The following is a 17,806-nucleotide window of genomic DNA, read 5'->3' on the forward strand; positions in this document are numbered from 1 at the left end:
TCGGTGTCCTCGGCGCGGGCGAGGGCGTCGGCCAGCGCGTGGCCCAGTCCGTGGGTGTAGCCGCGCAGGAGGCCGTGGTCGACGGCGCGCACGCGCGCGGCGGCGAGGGCGGGGCCCGGGGTGCGGGCGATCGCGCCGAGCCTGCGGTCGGCGGCCTCGGGGGCGGTCAGGGCCTCGGTGGCGGCCAGTTCCAGTTCCAGCCGGGCGCGTTCCACGGGGTCCTGGGGTTCGGCGAGGGCGCGGCGGAGGCAGGCGGCGGCGTGGGCGTGGTCCTCCCGGCGGAGGGCCGCCGCGTGGGCGTGGCGCAGGGCGGGCACGAACCGGTCGTGGCCGGTCGGCGGGGTGTCGAGGAGGAGCGCGGCGAGGTCCTCGCCGGTCGTTCCGGCGCGGTGGGCGAGTTCGGCGGCGCGCCCGCACAGGGCGGCCCGGTCGCCGGGGGCATGTCGGCGAGGACGCGGGTCCTGGTGGCCGGTTCGAGGCCGGGCAGCGGCCGGCCGGGGGTGACGAGCCCGGTCGCCTCCAGGGCGCTCCAGAGGGCGGGTTCGTCCTCGGGCCGGGTGCCGGCGAGGTGGCGGAGGGCGGGGAGGTCCAGGACGCCGCGGGCGGCGGCGAGGGCGCGCAGAGCGGTGCGTTCGGCGGGGCGCAGGGTGCGCAGGACGCGCGCGACGTGGTCGGTGGTGGCCGCGGCGGCCAGCTCCCGTATCCGGGGGATGTGCGCGGCGACGGGCGGGTGTCCGCGCTGGGCCAGGCGGCGCAGCGCGTCGTCGAGTATCGCGGGGTTGCCCCCGGCGGCCTCGGCGGCGGCCCGGGCGAACCGCTCGTCGACGGACGGGTCGGTGCCGCAGATGGCGGCCGCCATGGTGGCGGCGCCGTGCTCGTCCACCGCCGGGAGGACGAGCTCGGTGACGCCGGCGCCGCTGCCCATCCGGGCGAGGACTTCGGGGAGCCGGGGCGGGGTGCCGTGGGTGCTCATCAGCAGCAACAGGGGGGCCGCCCCCTGTTGCCGGCCGACGAGCGCGGCCAGCAGCCGCGCGGACTCCGGGTCGGCCCGGAACGCGTCCTCGACGGCGAGCAGGGTGGGACGGGCGTGGAGGGCCGCCAGCAGGGCGTCCGGGCCGTCGCCGGGGGCCGGCGCAGGCGCGGCAACGCGGCTCGCCAGGAGCGCTGACGTGAGGGCGTGCGGGATCGTCGCGGCGGGCTCCGTGGCGCGGGCGGTCAGGGCTTGGAGGCCGCGCGCCTCGGCGGCGGTCGCGGCCCAGCGCAGCAGGGCGTGCTGGCCGTGGCCCGGGGGGCCGGTCACGACGACGGCGGCGGAGCCGCCCTGTTCCAGGCGGGTCAGTGCCGAGGTCAGCCGTCCCCGGGCCCGGCCGCAGTGGGCCAGGAGGGGGTCAACGAGCGGCACGGGCGGGCCTCCCGTACGCCACCGTGGGCATTCCGGCGGGGGGTTCCGGCGGGGCCTCGGGGGGCAGTGCCGAGGCGAGGGCGGCGCGGTCGCCGACGCCGAGCTTGCGGTAGACGCCGGTGAGGTGCATCTCCACGGTCCGTACGGTGACGAACAGCGCTTCGGCTATCTCGCGGTTGCTCGCCCCGGCGCGGGCGAGGGCGGCGACCTTGCGCTCGGTGCGGGTGAGGAGGTCGGTGCGGCATCCGGTGGCCTTGCGCATGCGTCCGCCGGCGGTCACGAGGCCGCCGCGGGCGGCCTCGGCGAGGGCGAGGGCGCCGCACTGCCGGGCCAGGCCGACGGCGGTGCGCAGGTGCTCGCGGGCGGCGGGCTGGTCGCCGGCCGCGAGCAGGGCCCGGCCCAGGTGGTACTCGGCGCGGGCGTGTTCGGCGCGGGCCGGGGAGCCGGCCAGCCACTCCACCGCCTCGGTGTGGAGGACGACGCCCTCGGGCCCGGGGGTGGTAACCGCCAGGGCGTGGGCGGCGAGTCCGAGGGCGCGCGGGGTGCCCCAGGACCGGGCGGGGCCCCTCCAGCGCTCGGCGATCTCGCGGGCCTCACCGGTCCGGCCGAGGGCGGTCAGCTGGCGGACGGCGTGCACCCACCAGGGGTGGAGGACGGCGTTGGCGACGCCCGCCGCCGCCAGGGCGTCCCCGCAGGCGAAGAGGAGGACGAGGGCGTCCTCGTGGTCGCCGAGCGCCCGCCGGGCGCGGGCCCGGGCCATCAAGTAGGCGGGCTGCTCCAGCACATGGCCGTCCAGGTCCCCGGGCTCGATACGGGCGAGGGCCTCCTCGGCCCGTCGGGGCTCGGCGTGGTCGACCAGCGAGGTGGCCAGCACGATATGAGGCATCGTCAGCTCGGCGCACTGGTCCTCCTCCGCGGTCAGCCCGACGGCGGTGCGGGCGTCGGCGAGGGCGTCGGGGATCGCGCCGATGCCGTGGAGGACGAGCGAGCGGGCGGCCAGGGCGAGGGTGTACACGCGGGCCTCGCCGTACTCCTGACCCTGGGTCAGGACGCGTTCCAACGCGCCGAGCGCGTCGTCGACCTCGTCGGCGAGGGCGAGCGGGAAGGCCGCGGCGAAGGCGGCCCAGCCGCCGGGCTCGGCGGCCGGGGAGCGCAGGGCCCGGCGGGCCTGGAGGACCGTGCGCGCCGCCGAGCGGCCGTCGAGGGCGGTCAGGGTGCTCATCATGGCGGCCTTCTGCCGCTGGGCGGGGGTGTCGCCGTGGGGCAGGGTCATTCGCGCGGCGCGGTCGCGGACGGCGGCGATCGTCTCCCGCCGGACGGTCCCGGCGAGCAGCAGGACGGACTCCAGGAGCACGGTCAGCTCGCGGTCGGCGGGCCCGGCGCCGGGCCCGGTCTCGGCGGTGAAGGCGGCCACGGCCTCGTCGAGGACCCGGACGGCGGTGGGGACGCGGCGCAGGGCCAGGCAGGTCAGCCCGTACTGGGCGGCGACGGCCGCCTTCGTGCGCGGGTCGGTGCGCAGCGCGAGCGTCTCCTCGATCAGCGGTAAGGCCTCCTCGGGGTTGATCTCGGCGAGTGCCCGGGCCAGTTCGGTGCGGGCGGACAGGTCGTCCGGTTCCGCGCGGAGCACGGCGTGGAGGTAGCGGGCCGCCGTCTTGTGGGCGCCCCGGGCGGCGGCGCGCGCGGCGGCGTCCCGCAGGGTGGCGGCCATCCAGGGCGGTACGGGGCCGGGCAGCCGCAGCACGTGTTCGGCGATGTCCTCGGCGGGGCGGCCCGCGTCGCTGAGCAGGAGGACGGCCCGGGTGCGCAGCGCGGTCAGCTCCGGCTCGGTGAGCGGGGCGAGGACGGCGGCGCGGGTGGCGGCGTCCGCGAGGGCGGCGCGGCCGGGGGTGACGAGGCCGGCGCGGCGCAGCGCGGTCAGGGCGTCCTCGGCGAGGGCGGTGGTCACGCCGGCGAGGGCCGCGACGCGCCGGGGTTCGTCCTCGCCGAGGACGGCGACGGCCGTGGCGACGTCGCGGACCCAGCCGGGCTGGTGGCCGAGCCACCGGCGGGTGGTCGTGGCGGTCAGGGCGGCGCAGAGTTCGGTGGCGCGGCGCGCGCCGTGCTCGTCGGGCGCGGTGCCTTCGGCGCGCAGGGTGCGCAGGGCGTGGGTGAGGGTGCGGGGGTTGCCGCCGGAGGCCTCCGTGAGGTGTGCGGCGAAGGCGGGGCCGACGGGGGCGCCGAGGATCCGGCGGGCGAGCTCGGCGGCTTCCGCTTCGGCCAGCGGGCCGAGGGACAGGAGCGTGGTCCGGTGGGGTGCGCAGGCGGCGGCCAGGGCGGCTCCGGCGACGGGTTCCGCTTCGGGGCGGTGGGCGAGGACGACCAGCAGCGGCAGGTGGTGCTCGGCGCGGCGCAGCAGGAAGTCGAGCCAGCGCAGGGAGTGTTCGTCGGCGTGGTGGGCGTCGTCGAGGACGAGGGTGAGCGGGCGGTCCGTCATCAGGTTGCCGGCGAGGCGGTAGAGGCCGTGGAGGACCTGGTGCGGGGGCGGGGCGGTGGTGTCCGCGCCGGGGGCCAGGGCGGGCAGGGCGTGGTGGGCGCCGCCCCGGAGGAGGGGGGAGGGGCCCGTGCCGGTGAGGCCCAGGGGGCCGAACAGGGCGCGCACCGCGCCGTAGGGGGCGGCGGCGCCCCCGGATATGCCGTCGGGCAGACCGTCGTAGGCGCTGGGGACCCGGTGGGCGGCGGGTTCTCGGCCACAGGCGGCGTAGAGCGTCCGGGTGCCGTGGGTGGCCTGGTCGTCGAGTAAGGCGCGCAGCAGCCGGGTCTTGCCGATGCCGGAGGGGCCGCCGATCAGGACCGCCTGGGCGTGGCCGGCCCGGGCCGAGGCGGCGCGGGCGGCGAGCGCCGCCAGTTCCCCGCCACGGCCGGGCGGCGGCTCCGTTAAGCCGCCGGCGGGCGGGCGGTGCAGCACGGTCGTTCTCCTCACGCCCCGCGGGGGGATTCGGCGCTCAGACATCACATTCCGCTCAAGTCCCGGCAAGGTGGATCTTGGGCCACCTCGTCAGGTCTCTTGTCACTCTAGAGCGTTTTGTATGACTAGGGGTTCCACTTGCTCGAACTCCTGGACATTAGAACCTCTTGTTGTCTTGTCGTGGTAAGAGGCCGTGCCCGGCGCGTCGCGTCCGGGGGGAGTCTAAGGATTTCCCGGCGCGTGGCGTGAGATCACAGTGCGGGGAGGCCGAACGGCCCGCCCGGGGGCGTCCCGTGCCCCGCCCCGACGGCCACCACTGAAAGGGATGCCATGGACTCCGCGCGACGGCCGATCCTGTTCGTCAGCCTTCCGGAGAGCGGACTGCTCAATCCGCTGCTCGTACTGGCGGGCGAACTCTCCCGGCAGGGCGTGGAGGACCTGTGGTTCGCCACCGACGAGCCGCGCCGCGAGGACGTGGCGAGGATCGCCGAGCGGTCGCCGGTGGAGTTCGCCTCGCTCGGCGAGGTGATACCGGAGCTGTCGGCCGTGACCTGGGACGACGAGGTCTACCGGGAGGTGACCCAGTCCTCCCGCTTCCGGGCGCACCGGGCCGTCATCAAGCAGTCCTACAAGCCGGCCCTGCAGGCGGGGAAGTTCCGCAAGCTGGAGGCCGTGGTCGAGAAGGTCCAGCCGGCGCTGATGGTCGTCGACTGCATGGCGGGCTTCGCCGTGGACCTGGCCATCGCCCGGGACATCCCGTTCGTGCTGAGCGTCCCGTTCCTGCCGAGCAACGTCCTCACCTCGCTCAACCCCTTCGCCAAGGGCCACACCCCCGGGGACTTCCCGGTCCCCCACTCCGGGCTGCCGCGGAAGATGACCCCGGCGCAGCGCCTGAGCAACGAGCTGTTCAAGTACCGGACGCTGGCGATGTTCTTCAACCCGGCCATGGGCAAGGTGCTCCAGGAGGACGCGCGGATCCGCAAGGAGCTGCGCATCCCGCCGCCCAACCCGATGACCAGGATCGACAAGGCCGAGCTGGTCCTGTGCAACTCCATCGCCGAGCTGGACTACCCCTTCCCGATACCGGAGAAGATGCGGCTGGTGGGTGCGATGATGCCGCCCCTGCCGGAGGCCCCGGCCGACGAGGACGTCCGTACCTGGCTCGACGCGCAGTCGTCGGTCGTCTACATGGGCTTCGGCACGATCACCCGGCTGACGAAGGAGCAGGTCCACGCGCTGGTGGAGGTGGCCCGCCGGCTGGAGGGCGAGCACCAGGTGCTGTGGAAGCTGCCCAAGGAGCAGCAGCACCTCCTGCCGCCGGCGGAGTCGCTGCCGGCCAACCTCCGTATCGAGGGCTGGGTCCCCTCCCAGCTCGACGTCCTCGCCCACCCCAACGTCAAGGTGTTCTTCACCCACGGCGGCGGCAACGGCTTCCACGAGGGCATCTACTTCGGCAAGCCCCTGGTGGTGCGCCCCCTGTGGGTGGACTGCTTCGACCAGGCCGTACGCGGCCAGGACTTCGGCATCAGCCTGACCCTCGACCGGCCCCAGACCGTCGCGGTCGACGACGTCGTCGACAAGCTCACCCGGGTGCTCGGCGACCCCTCGTTCCGTGAGAAGGCGGAGCGGCTGGGCGCCCTGCAGCGCGCGGCGGGCGGTCGCGAGACGGCCGCCGGGCTGGTCCTCGGTCTCCCCGCGCTGGTCTGATCAGGAGAGGAACCCATGTCGTTCAAGTACCCCGTGTCCCGTCCCGCCCTCGACGGCAAGGAGCTCGAGTACGTCACCGCGACCATCGGCGACGGCTGGATATCCTCGCAGAGCCCCGTCATCCAGCGGTTCGAGCAGGCCTTCGCGGACTGGAACGCGGTCGCCCACGGCGTGGCCTGCTCCTCCGGGACGGCCGCGCTCACCCTGGCCCTGCGGGCCCTGGGCGTCGGACCCGGCGACGAGGTGATCGTCCCCGAGTTCACCATGATCGCCTCGGCGTGGGCGGTCACCTACACCGGCGCCACCCCCGTCTTCGTCGACTGCGGGGACGACCTCAACATCGACGTCACCCGCATCGAGGAGAAGATCACCCCCCGGACCAGGGCGATCATGCCGGTGCACATCTACGGCCGGCGCTGCGACATGGACGCGATCATGGACATCGCGTTCCAGTACAACCTGCGGGTCGTCGAGGACTCCGCCGAGGCCCACGGCATCCGCCCGGTGGGCGACATCGCCTGCTACTCCCTCTTCGCCAACAAGATCATCACGGCGGGCGAGGGCGGCATCTGCCTCACCGACGACCCCCGGCTCGCCGGCCAGCTGGCCCACCTGCGCGCCATGGCCTTCACCCGGGACCACAGCTTCCTCCACAAGAAGCTCGCCTACAACTTCCGGATGACCGGGATGCAGGCCGCCGTCGCCCTCGCCCAGGTCGAGCGGCTGGACGAGATCCTCGCGACCCGCCGGGAGATAGAGAAGCGCTACGACGAGGGCCTCGCCGGCATCCCCGGCATCACCCTGATGCCGTCGCGCGACGTGCTGTGGATGTACGACCTCCGCGCCGAACGCCGCGAGGAGCTGCGCGCCTTCCTCGCCAAAGCCGGCATCGAGACCCGGCTCTTCTTCAAGCCCATGAGCCGCCAGCCCGGCTACCTCCACCCCGACTGGCCCTCGCTGAAGGCCAACCGGTTCGCGGAGGACGGCCTTTACCTGCCCACCCACACCGGGCTGACCGCCGCCGACCAGGACTTCATCACCGCCCGGGTCCGCGAGTTCCACACCGCCCGATGACCGGACCCGCAGGCACGCCACGAGGGAATGAGTTCTCCGACATGACGCACGCCGACCCGATGGTGGTCGACTTCCCGCTGCGCAAGCCCGGCGAGGCCTTCCCGCCTCCCCGGTACACGACCTACCGCGAACAGGAGGGGCTGGTCCTCTCCTACCTGCCCAACGGCAACAAGTGCTGGCTGGTCACCCGGCACGAGGACGTCCGCGCCGTCTTCACCAACCCGAAGATCAGCTCCAACCCGGACCACAAGGGCTTCCCCAACATCAGCGAGACCATGGGCGTGCCCAAGCAGGAGCAGATCCCCGGCTGGTTCGTGGGCATGGACTCCCCCGAGCACGACCGCTTCCGCAAGGCGCTCATCCCCGAGTTCACCGTGCGCCGGGTCCGGGCCATGCGCCCGGCGATCGAGGAGACCGTCGACAAGCTCATCGACGAGCTGCTCGCCTCCGGGAACTCCGCGGACCTCGTCGCCGACTTCGCACTGCCCGTGCCCTCGCTGGTGATCTCCGCCCTGCTGGGCGTGCCCCCGGTGGACCGCGACTTCTTCGAGTCCCGCACCCGCACCCTGGTCGCCATCCGCTCCTCCACCGACCAGCAGCGCGACACCGCCACCAAGGAACTCCTGCGCTACATCAACCGGCTCATCGACATCAAGTCGAAGTGGCCCCAGGACGACCTGGTCAGCAGGCTCCTCGCCACCGGCACCATCGCCCCCCACGAGCTGTCCGGCGTCCTGCTGCTCCTGCTGATCGCCGGCCACGAGACCACGGCCAACAACATCGCGCTCGGTGTGATGACCCTGCTGCAGAACCCCCAGTGGATCGGCGACGACCGCGTCGTCGAGGAGACGCTGCGCTTCCACTCGGTGGCCGACATCGTCTCCCTGCGGGTGGCCGTCGAGGACGTGGAGATCGCCGGGCAGCTCGTCCGGGCCGGGGAGGGCATCATCCCGCTGGTGGCCGCCGCCAACCACGACGAGAAGGTCTTCGCCTGCCCCCACGCCTTCGACCCCTCCCGCACCGACCGCCACCACGTGGCCTTCGGCTACGGCATGCACCAGTGCCTCGGCCAGAACCTGGTGCGCGTCGAGATGGAGATCGCCTACCGCAGGCTCTTCGAGCGCATCCCCACCCTCCGGCTGGCCGTCCCCGTGGAGGAACTGGCCTTCAAGCACGACGTCGTACTCTTCGGGCTGCACGAGATGCCCGTCCAGTGGGAGAGCTCCTGATGCGTGTCACCGCCGACAACGAGCGCTGCATCGGCGCGGGCCAGTGCGTGCTGACCGCCCCGGACGTCTTCGACCAGGACGACGACGGACTCGTCACCGTCCTGGCCCCCGAACCCGGCGCCGAACTCACCGACGCCGTATGGCGGGCGGGCGACCTCTGCCCGGCACGGGCCATCACCGTGCACGAGGACTGACCCGCGAAACGCCCCGCCACCCCCACCGAGAAAGGACCCGAGCCCTTGAACAGCGCGGACAACGACCTGGCCCTGTGGGCCCGGCGCTACCACCCGGCCGAGACCGCCACCACCCGGCTGGTCTGCTTCCCCCACGCGGGCGGCTCGGCCAGCTTCTTCCACCCCGTCTCGGCCCGGTTCGCCCCCGGCGTCGACGTCATCGCCCTGCAGTACCCCGGCCGCCAGGACCGCCGCCACGAGCCCTGCGTCACCGACATCGCCACCCTCGCCGACCGGATCACCGACCGGCTGCTGGACCTGGACGACAAGCCCACCGTCTACTTCGGCCACAGCATGGGCGCCGTCCTCGCCTTCGAGGTGGCCTGGCGGCTGGAGAACAAGGGCGCGGCGTCCGCCCCCAGGGCCGTCATCGCCTCCGGCCGGCGGGCCCCCTCCACCTCCCGCCCCGAGACCGTCCACCAGCGCGACGACGACGGCGTCATCGCCGAACTCAAGCTCCTCAACGGCACGGACGCCGGGGTCCTCGGCGACGAGGAGATCCTGCGGATGGCCCTGCCCGCGATCCGCGGCGACTACACCGCGATCGAGACCTACCGCTGCCCCGAGGACCGCGTCGTCCGCTGCCCCGTCACCGTCCTCACCGGCGACGCCGACCCCCGCACCTCCCTGGACGAGGCCAAGGCCTGGGAGCGGCACACCGAAGGGGAGTTCCGGCTCGAGGTGTTCCCCGGCGGCCACTTCTTCCTCACCGGCAATCACGTGGCCGTGAACGCCGAGATAGCCCGCGAACTCGGGAAACTCTGATGCGCACGCTCCTCGTCGACAACTACGACTCCTTCACCTACAACCTCTTCCACTACCTGTCCGAGGTCAACGGCGAAGAGCCCGAGGTCATCCACAACGACGACCCGGCGTGGCGCCCGGAGCTGCTCGGCGCCTTCGACAACGTCGTCCTCTCCCCCGGCCCCGGCACCCCCCACCGGCCCGCCGACTTCGGGTTCTGCGCGGAGATCGCCGCCGAGGGCCGGATACCCGTCCTCGGCGTCTGCCTGGGCCACCAGGGCATGGCCCTGGCCCACGGCGCCTCCGTCGGCCGGGCGCCCGAACCCCGCCACGGCCGGGTCTCCCCCGTCCGGCACGACGGCACCGGCCTCTTCGAGGGACTCCCCTCCCCCCTCGACGTCGTCCGCTACCACTCGCTCGCCGTCACCGACCTCTCCCCCGACCTCGAACCCACCGCCTGGTCCCCGGACGGCGTGGTCATGGCCCTGCGCCACCGCACCCTCCCCCTGTGGGGGGTTCAGTTCCACCCCGAGTCCATCAGCACCCAGGGCGGCCATCGCATCCTGGAGAACTTCCGGAAGCTGACGGAACACCACCAGCGCGCGACCAACACCCCCCGCGCCGAAGCCAGAACGGCGGCGACGAGAACCACGCCGGGAACCGCGCCCGCCCCGGCGGAGCACGCCGCCCCCACCCGGCGGCTGCGCGTGCTGACCGAGTCCCTCGCCACCCGCTGGGACCCCGAGGTCGTCTTCGACCGGCTCTTCCGCACCGGGAACCACCCCTTCTGGCTCGACAGCAGCCGCACCGGCGGCCCCCTCGGCGAACTCTCCGTCATGGGCGACGCCTCCGGCCCCCTCGCCCGCGTCGCCACCGCCGACGTCGCCCGGGGCACCGTCACCGTGACCGCCACCACGGAACCCGCCCGGACCGTACCCGGCGACTTCCTGACCTGGCTGGAGCGGGACCTGCGCACGGCCCGCGTCGAAACCCCCGGCCTGCCCTTCGACTTCGCCCTCGGCTGGGTCGGCTACCTCGGCTACGAGCTCAAGGCCGAGTGCGACGGGGCCGCCGCGCACCGGCCCGCCGAGCCCGACGCCGTGATGGTCTTCGCCGACCGCGCCGTCGTCTTCGACCACCGCACGGACACCACCCATCTGCTGGCCCTCGCCGAGGACACCGACGAGGCGCCCGCCCGCGCCTGGCTGCGCACCACCGCCGACCTCCTCGCCGGGGCCGCCGGCCACGCCCCCGGCCCCTGCGACCGGCCCGTGCCGCCCGGCACCACCGGGATCCGGCTGCGGCACGACCGCGACACCTACCTCAAGCTCATCGCCGCGTGCCAGGAGGAGATCAAGGCCGGCGAGACCTACGAGGTCTGCCTCACCAACATGATCGAGGCGGAGGCCGACCTCGACCCCTGGCAGGCGTACCGCTTCCTGCGCCGCACCAGCCCCGCCCCCTTCGCCGCCTACCTCGGCTTCGCGGACCTGTCCGTCCTCAGCACCTCCCCGGAGCGCTTCCTGCGCATCGACCGGAACGGGCTGATGGAGTCCAAGCCCATCAAGGGCACCCGGCCGCGCGGCGGCTGCGCCGAGGAGGACGCGGCCCTCGTCGAGGAGCTCGCCTCCTGCGAGAAGGACCGCGCCGAGAACCTGATGATCGTCGACCTGGTCCGGCACGACCTGGGCCGCTGCGCCGAGATCGGCTCGGTCACGGCGTCCCCCGTCTTCCAGGTGGAGTCCTACGCCACCGTCCACCAGTTGGTGAGCACGGTCCGGGCCAGGCTCCGGGAGGACGACTGCGCGGTCACGGGCGTCCGGGCCGCGTTCCCCGGCGGCTCGATGACGGGCGCGCCGAAGATCCGCACCATGCAGATCATCGACCGGCTGGAGGACGGCCCCCGGGGCGTCTACTCCGGGGCCATCGGCTACTTCTCGCTGACCGGCGCGGCCGACCTGAGCATCGTCATCCGCACCGTCGTACTGAGCGGCGGCGTCCTCCGCTACGGCGTGGGCGGCGCGATCATCGCGCTGTCGGACCCGGAGGCGGAGTTCGAGGAGACGGCGGTGAAGGCCACACCGCTGCTCGAGCTGCTCGGCGCCGAATTCCCCGGCCGCGCGCCCGCGACCCACCTCTGACCGCCGCACCGGGCCCGGCCGGCGACACCGGCGCCCTCATTTGAACCTCCGGGAGTGACGATGCCCGTCCGCACCACCGACTACACGATCGACCCGCCGGCCGGTTCCCCCGGCGCCCTGGGCGGCTTCACACTCCCGGACGTGTTCCAGGCCGCCGTGAGCGCCGCCCCCGACGCGGTGGCCCTCGTCGACGGGGACCGCTCCTGGACCTGGCGGCAGTGGCACGCCGACGTCGACGCCCTGGCCAGAGGCCTCCAGGAGCTCGGGGTGGCGCCCGGCGACGTGGTGGCGGCGCACCTGCCCAACAGCTGGGAGTTCCCCACCCTCCACCTGGCGGTCGCCGCCGTCGGCGCCGTGCTGCTGCCCGTCCACCAGGGCAACGGCCCCAAGGACGTCCACGCCCTGCTGAGCCGGGTGGAGCCCGCGCTCGCCGTCCTCCCCGCTGCCACTCAAGTCGGCGACGGCGAGCATGAACTGATGGTGCATCACCTCCTGCGGACCGTGCCCTCGCTCCGGACCGTCCTGCTTACCGGAGCGGCCGACGAAGGGGCGGCCGGTGAAGGGACGGCCGGTGAGGGGGACGAGGGGCCCGGCACGGCCCGGCTGGACACCCTGCTGGCCACCTGGTCCGGCAGCGCCCCCCACCCCGTGACCGTGACCCCGGACATGCCGTTCGTGCTCGTCCCCTCCTCCGGCACCACCTCCGCCCGGCCGAAGATCTGCCTCCACAGCCACGACGGCCTGCTGTCGAACACCTCGGCCGTCACCGCCGAGGCCCCGGAGGCGTTCGCCCGCGCGGTCGTCACGGCCTGCCCCCTCACCCACCTCTTCGGCCTCCAGTCCCTCCACTCGGCCCTGTTCGCCGCCTGCCGGCAGGTGCTGCTGGGGTCCTGGGACCCCGACCGCTTCCTCGCCCTGGCCCGGGAGGCCGGCCCGAGCGTCGTCTTCGCCGTCCCCGCGCAGCTCCACGACGTCGTCACCCGGCTCGCCGAGACCGGCGAACCGGCCGGCTTCCGGCCCCACGAGGTGCGCACGGCGGGCGCGGCCATCCCCGGCGCGCTCGTCACGGGCGTGCGGGACGCGCTCGACTGCGCGCTCGTCGTCGTCTGGGGGATGTCCGAACTGGGCACCGGCACCCGCACCCGCGCCGACGACCCCGCCGACGTCGCCACCCGCAGCGTGGGCCTGCCCACGAGCGGCGCCGAGATCCGCGTCGTCGACGAGGACGGCCGCGACCTCCCCCCGGGCACGGTCGGCGAACTGCGCTACCGCGGCCCCGGGATGTTCCGCGGCTACTTCCGCGAGCCGGAGCTCACCCGCGCCGCCGTCACCGACGACGGCTGGCTGCGCACCGGCGACCAGGCCGCCCTGGGCACGGACGGGCAGGTCGCGTTCCACGGCCGGTCGGCCGAGATCGTCAACGTGGGCGGCCGGAAGTTCAACGCCACGGAGGTCCAGGGCCTGCTCGCGGACCTCCCCGGCATCGGCCCCCTCGCCGTCCTGGGTGTGCCGGACGCCCGCCTCGGCGAATACCCCTGCCTGGTCGTCACGGAGAAGGCCGGTCCCGCGCCCGGCCTCGCGGAGGTGACGGACTTCCTGCGGCGGCGCGGCGTGGCCGACTACAAGATCCCGCTGGAGGTGGTCACGGTGCCGGAGCTCCCGCTCACCCCCGCCGGCAAACTCCACCGCCGGGCACTGGAGCAGGCGCTCGCCACGGGCGAGATCGCCCGTGGCCCGGTCTGCGACGGCCCGGACCGGCGGCCGTGCACGGTCGAGGAGGCGCTGGACCTCGTCCGCACATGCGTGGCCGACGTGCTCGCGGACGCGGAGACGGAGGTGCGGGCGGAGGCGACCTTCCGTGACCTGGGCCTCGACTCGGTCCTCGCCATCCGGCTGCGCAACCTCCTCCAGGAGGCGACGGGCCTGCCCCTGCCCACCACCCTGGCCTTCGACTTCCCCACCCCGCTCGCCGTGGCGCGTGCCCTGACCGGCTGCCCCGCCGAGGAGACGGCACCGGAGGCCGTCCCCGCGCACGGCGCGGACCCCGGCGAGCCCGTGGCCGTCATCGGCATGGCCTGCCGGCTGCCCGGCGGCGCGAACTCCCCCGAGGAGCTGTGGGCCCTCCTCGCCGACGGCACCGACGCGGTCTCCGGCTTCCCCACGGGCCGCGGCTGGGACCTCGAGCGGCTCTTCGACGACGACCCCGAGCACCGGGGCACCTCCTACGCGCGGGAAGGCGGCTTCCTCCACGACGCGGGCCACTTCGACGCGGGCTTCTTCGGCCTCTCCGACCGGGAGGCCCTGGCCACCGACCCCCAGCAGCGACTGCTGCTCGAGATCTCCTGGGAGGCCCTGGAACGGGCGGGCATCGACCCGACGACCCTCAAGGGCACCCGCACGGGCGTCTTCACCGGCGCCATGTACCACGACTACGCCACCGACCGGGCGGGCGCGGCGGCCGGCCTGGAGGGGCTGCTGGGCATCGGCACGGCCGCGAGCGCCCTGTCCGGGCGCGTCGCCTACACCTACGGCTTCGAGGGCCCGGCCCTGACGGTCGACACGGCCTGCTCGTCCTCGCTCGTCGCCCTGCACCTGGCGTGCCAGTCCCTGCGGTCCGGGGAGTCCTCCCTGGCCCTGGCGGGCGGGGTCGCGGTCATGGCGACACCGGCGTCCTTCGTGGAGTTCTCCCGGCTGCGCGGCCTGTCCCCCGACGGGCGCTGCAAGTCCTTCGCGGACGCCGCCGACGGCGCGGCCTGGTCCGAGGGCGCGGGACTGCTCCTGCTGGAGCGGCTGAGTGATGCCCGTCGCAACGGCCACCCGGTGCTGGCGGTCGTCCGGGGCTCCGCCGTCAACCAGGACGGCGCCTCCAACGGCATCACCGCCCCCAACGGCCCCTCCCAGCAGCGCGTCATCCGCCAGGCCCTCGCCAACGCCGGCTTGAAGGCGGCGGACGTCGACGCCGTGGAGGGCCACGGCACGGGCACCGCCCTCGGCGACCCCATCGAGGCGCAGGCGCTGCTGGCCACGTACGGCAGGGACCGGGACGCGGACCGGCCGCTGTGGCTCGGGTCCGTCAAGTCGAACATCGGCCACGCGCAGGCGGCCGCCGGTGTCGCCGGTGTCATCAAGACGGTGCTGGCGCTGCGCCACGGCGTGCTGCCCGGGACCCTGCACGTGAACCAGCCGTCCTCGCACGTGGACTGGGCGGCGGGTGCGGTGGAACTGCTGACGGAAGCGCGGGCGTGGCCCCGGGAGGACGGGCGGACGCGCCGGGCGGGCGTGTCCTCGTTCGGGATCAGCGGCACCAACGCGCACGTGATCCTGGAGGAACCGCCGGCTTCGGACTCCGTGGAACTTTCCGGTGAGGACCAGGGGACGGCCGTCCCGTGGGTCCTGTCCGCCCGCACCGACGCGGCCCTGCGCGCCCAGGCGCTGCGGCTGGCCGAGCACGCGCGGGCGAACCCCGCCCTGCCGGCCCGGGACATCGGCTACGCCCTGGCCACCACCCGGGCCCTGCATGGCCACAGGGCCGTCGTCACCGGCGCCTCACGCGAGGAACTGCTGGCCGCCACCGCCGCGTTCGGCGGCGGCGAGCGCGCGCCCGGCGTCGTACGCGACGAGAGCGCGCCCGGCGACCTGGCGTTCGTCTTCACGGGCCAGGGCAGCCAGCGCCTGGGCATGGGCCGCCGGGCCGCCGCGGCATTCCCCGTCTTCGACGCGGCGCTGCGCGAGGTCTGCGCGGCCCTCGACCCGCTGCTGGAACGGCCGCTCACCTCGGTGATGTGGGCGGCCCCCGACTCGGAGGAGGCCGGGCTCCTCGACGACACCGCGTACGCCCAGCCGGCGTTGTTCGCCGTCGGGGTCGCGCTCCACCGGCTGTTCACCTCGTGGGGAGTGGTCCCGGACCATCTGGTGGGCCACTCGGTCGGCGAGATCACCGCCGCCCATGTGGCGGGAGTCCTGAGTCTGCGGGACGCCTGCGCCCTGGTCGCGGCCCGGGGCAGGCTGATGGGGGCGCTGCCGCCGGGCGGCACGATGGTGGCGGTCCGCATCGCCGAGGACGAGCTGACGCCGTGGCTGGCCGGGCTCGCCGACAGCGTGTCCGTCGCCGCGGTGAACGGGCCGCGCTCGGTGGTGCTGTCGGGGGCGGAGGGCCCGCTCACCGGGCTCGCCGACCGGCTCGCGGCCGCCGGGCACAAGACCCGGCAGCTCGTGGTGAGCCACGGCTTCCACTCGCCGCTGATGGAGCCGATGCTGGCGGAGTTCCGGGAGGTCGTCGAGGGCCTGTCCTTCGCCGCCCCGGTCGTTCCGGTCGTCTCGGCCCTCACCGGCCGTCCGCTGACCGCCGAGGAGGCCCGCGACCCCGGCCACTGGGTGCGGCACGTCCGGGAGGCGGTGCGCTTCAAGGACGCCGTCGACCGGTTGCGGGTCGGTCCGGCCGCGACGACGTGCTTCCTGGAGCTGGGCCCGGACCCGGCGCTCACGCCGATGATCGACGAGTGCGTCCAGGCGACGCCCGGCCGGCCGGGGGCCGTCGCGATCGTCCCGACGCTGACGACGGGTCAGGACGAGGCGCGGGCCGCGCTCGCCGCGGCGGCCCGGCTCCACGCCCACGGCGCGTCCGTCGACTGGCGGGTCGTGCTGCCGACTGCCGTACCGGTGCCCCTGCCGACGTACGCCTTCCAGCGTCGCGAGTACTGGGTGAGCTCGGCGGCCACGGCCACCGCGCCCCCGGTGCCGCCTGTGGTCCCCTCGACGCCCGCCGTCGACGACACGGGCGCGTCCCCGCTGCGGGAGCGGCTGGCGGGGCTCGACGGGCCGGAGCGGGACGAGCTGCTCCTGGGCCTGGTCCTGGCCGAGGTGGCCGCCGCCCTCGGCGGGCACGGGCCGCAGGGCGAGGACGCCGGCGCGCAGCCCTTCACGGAGATGGGCGTCACGTCCGTGAACGCGATCGAGCTGCGCGGGCGGATCATCGAGGCGACCGGCGTCCGGCTCCCGGCGACGCTGGTCTTCGACCACCCCACGCCGGACGCCGTCGTCGCCCTGCTGCGGGAACGCCTGGAGGAGGCGGCCACCCGGTCCCCGCGCGGCGTGACCGGCCTGGTGGACGAGCTGGAGTACCTGCTCTCCACGGGCGTCACGGTCAACGCGGAGACGGCGGCCCGGTTGCGGGCCCTCGCGACCCGCTGGGGCCCGGAGACCACGCCCGAGGCCGACGTGCCGGAGAGCGGGCTGGACCTGGACTCGGCCAGCGATGAAGAGCTGTTCCGGCTGATGGACGGGGAGTGATCCGGCTGACGAGTGGGGGGTGATGATGCGCCGGCGCCCGTTCCCGGGGCCGGCGCGCCCTCACCCGGCCCCCTACTCGCCGGCCCGCCGGGCCAGGGAGTACAGGGGCCAGCCGTCGTGGTCGGCGTGGGTGGACACCTCGGTGAAGAGGCCGCCCGCCCGCAGCAGTTCCGGCACGGACTCGCCGTGGACGTGCCCGTGCTCCACGACGAACCCGCCCCCGGGCCGCAGCAGCCGCTCGGCCGCCGCGACCACGTGCCGGATGACCCGCAGCCCGTCCGGCCCGCCGAAGATCGCCTGCCGGGGCTGGTGGGTGCCGAACTCCGGGGGCACCTCCGCCCCGTCCGGCATGAACGGCGGGTTCGCCACCACCAGGTCCACCCGCCCGGTCAGCTCCTCCAGGAGCCCGGGGCGGGTGACGTCCGCCTCGTGGAGGACGATCGGGGTGTCGCCCAGCTTGACGCGGCGCTCGCGGTTGCGGCGGGCGAAGTCCAGCGCCAGCGGGTCGAAGTCGACGGCGTGGACGGTGGCGTCGGGCCGCCGGTGGGCCAGGGCCAGCGCGATCGCGCCCGAGCCGGTGCACAGGTCGGCCACGAGCGGCGCGGAGACCTCCGCGACGGCCGCCAGCCCACTGGCGAGCACCAGCTCGCTGTGCGGGCGGGGGACGAACACCCCGGGGCCCACCGCCACCTCGACGCCGCCGAGCTCGGCGAGGCCGGTCAGGTGGCCCATCGGCGCCCCGTCGGCCCGGCGCCCCACCAGCCTGCGGAACTTCGCGGCGACCCGGTCGTGCGGTTCGAAGTCCGCGACCAGCTCGCCCACCTTTCTGCCGAGCACATGGGCGGCGATCTCCTCGACCTCGCCCCGGGGGGCGGGATGCCCCTTGCGGCGCATGATCGCCACCGCCTCGTCCAACAATTCCCCGAGGGGCTCTCGTGCCATGGATCCTCCCTCTGCGCGGCCATCGGTCGACGGACGCCGAAGCTGCAACCATGCACCCGACAGCCCTAGGTGAGACCCGAGACTTTTCGTGTTACGGCCGG

General features: G+C 74.7%; 10 protein-coding genes. 7 read left to right on the forward strand and 3 right to left on the reverse strand.

Annotation, left to right across the window (positions count from 1 at the left end):
• Nucleotides 1-166 precede the first annotated feature (166 nt).
• Together EKH77_RS33555 and EKH77_RS34245 are read right to left on the reverse strand one after the other, a co-directional pair.
• Complete coding sequence (locus tag EKH77_RS33555) at nt 167-1,402, reverse strand: AAA family ATPase (protein ID WP_240667180.1); 1,236 nt, start codon at nt 1,400-1,402, stop codon at nt 167-169.
• Entirely contained in the window at nt 1,389-4,346 is a 2,958-nt protein-coding gene (locus EKH77_RS34245; RefSeq protein WP_276319213.1) for a LuxR family transcriptional regulator, read from the reverse strand. Before EKH77_RS34245 ends, EKH77_RS33555 begins: the two co-directional genes overlap by 14 nt.
• Nucleotides 4,347-4,676: 330 nt before the next feature.
• Between EKH77_RS34245 and EKH77_RS02185 the strand changes: the two genes are divergently transcribed.
• From EKH77_RS02185 to EKH77_RS02215, 7 genes are read left to right on the forward strand one after another with little or no spacing between them, the layout of a single operon-like run.
• Complete coding sequence (locus tag EKH77_RS02185) at nt 4,677-6,053, forward strand: glycosyltransferase (protein WP_126912745.1); 1,377 nt, start codon at nt 4,677-4,679, stop codon at nt 6,051-6,053.
• Nucleotides 6,054-6,068: 15 nt separating this feature from the next.
• Nucleotides 6,069-7,127 (forward strand): DegT/DnrJ/EryC1/StrS family aminotransferase, encoded by a 1,059-nt coding sequence (locus EKH77_RS02190; protein ID WP_126912746.1) that lies wholly within the window; start codon nt 6,069-6,071, stop codon nt 7,125-7,127.
• A 41-nt stretch (nt 7,128-7,168) separates the two neighbouring features.
• Nucleotides 7,169-8,356: a cytochrome P450 gene (locus tag EKH77_RS02195; protein WP_126912747.1), complete on the forward strand. Its 1,188-nt coding sequence runs from the start codon at nt 7,169-7,171 to the stop codon at nt 8,354-8,356.
• Nucleotides 8,356-8,550: a ferredoxin gene (locus EKH77_RS02200; RefSeq protein ID WP_126912748.1), complete on the forward strand. Its 195-nt coding sequence runs from the start codon at nt 8,356-8,358 to the stop codon at nt 8,548-8,550. Before EKH77_RS02195 ends, EKH77_RS02200 begins: the two co-directional genes overlap by 1 nt.
• 45 nt (nt 8,551-8,595) lie before the next feature.
• Nucleotides 8,596-9,354, forward strand: coding sequence for a thioesterase II family protein (locus EKH77_RS02205; protein WP_126912749.1), 759 nt, complete (start codon nt 8,596-8,598; stop codon nt 9,352-9,354).
• Entirely contained in the window at nt 9,354-11,474 is a 2,121-nt protein-coding gene (gene pabB, locus EKH77_RS02210) for an aminodeoxychorismate synthase component I (protein WP_126912750.1), read from the forward strand. The genes EKH77_RS02205 and pabB overlap by 1 nt, the downstream gene beginning before the upstream one ends.
• A gap of 60 nt (nt 11,475-11,534) precedes the next feature.
• The gene (locus tag EKH77_RS02215; protein WP_126917835.1) at nt 11,535-16,763 is read left to right on the forward strand and encodes a type I polyketide synthase; all 5,229 of its coding nucleotides are present in this window, start codon (nt 11,535-11,537) and stop codon (nt 16,761-16,763) included.
• Nucleotides 16,764-16,835: 72 nt separating this feature from the next.
• On the opposite strand, the gene EKH77_RS02220 is transcribed toward EKH77_RS02215, so the two are convergent.
• On the reverse strand, nt 16,836-17,705 hold the full coding sequence (locus tag EKH77_RS02220) for a N5-glutamine methyltransferase family protein (protein WP_126912751.1): 870 nt from the start codon (nt 17,703-17,705) through the stop codon (nt 16,836-16,838).
• Between the last annotated feature and the right edge of the window lie 101 nt (nt 17,706-17,806).

This window comes from Streptomyces luteoverticillatus (genome assembly GCF_003970715.1).
Taxonomy (GTDB): Bacteria; Actinomycetota; Actinomycetes; order Streptomycetales; family Streptomycetaceae; genus Streptomyces; species Streptomyces abikoensis.

What these genes read in the sequence shown, in the direction of transcription:
- EKH77_RS02190 (WP_126912746.1), top strand. Translation starts at nt 6,069, where the DNA reads ATGTCGTTCAAGTACCCCGTGTCCCGTCCCGCCCTCGACGGCAAGGAG.
- EKH77_RS02195 (WP_126912747.1), top strand. Translation starts at nt 7,169, where the DNA reads ATGACGCACGCCGACCCGATGGTGGTCGACTTCCCGCTGCGCAAGCCC.
- EKH77_RS02220 (WP_126912751.1), bottom strand. Translation starts at nt 17,705, where the DNA reads ATGGCACGAGAGCCCCTCGGGGAATTGTTGGACGAGGCGGTGGCGATC.
- EKH77_RS02215 (WP_126917835.1), top strand. Translation starts at nt 11,535, where the DNA reads ATGCCCGTCCGCACCACCGACTACACGATCGACCCGCCGGCCGGTTCC.
- pabB (WP_126912750.1), top strand. Translation starts at nt 9,354, where the DNA reads ATGCGCACGCTCCTCGTCGACAACTACGACTCCTTCACCTACAACCTC.
- EKH77_RS02200 (WP_126912748.1), top strand. Translation starts at nt 8,356, where the DNA reads ATGCGTGTCACCGCCGACAACGAGCGCTGCATCGGCGCGGGCCAGTGC.
- EKH77_RS02185 (WP_126912745.1), top strand. Translation starts at nt 4,677, where the DNA reads ATGGACTCCGCGCGACGGCCGATCCTGTTCGTCAGCCTTCCGGAGAGC.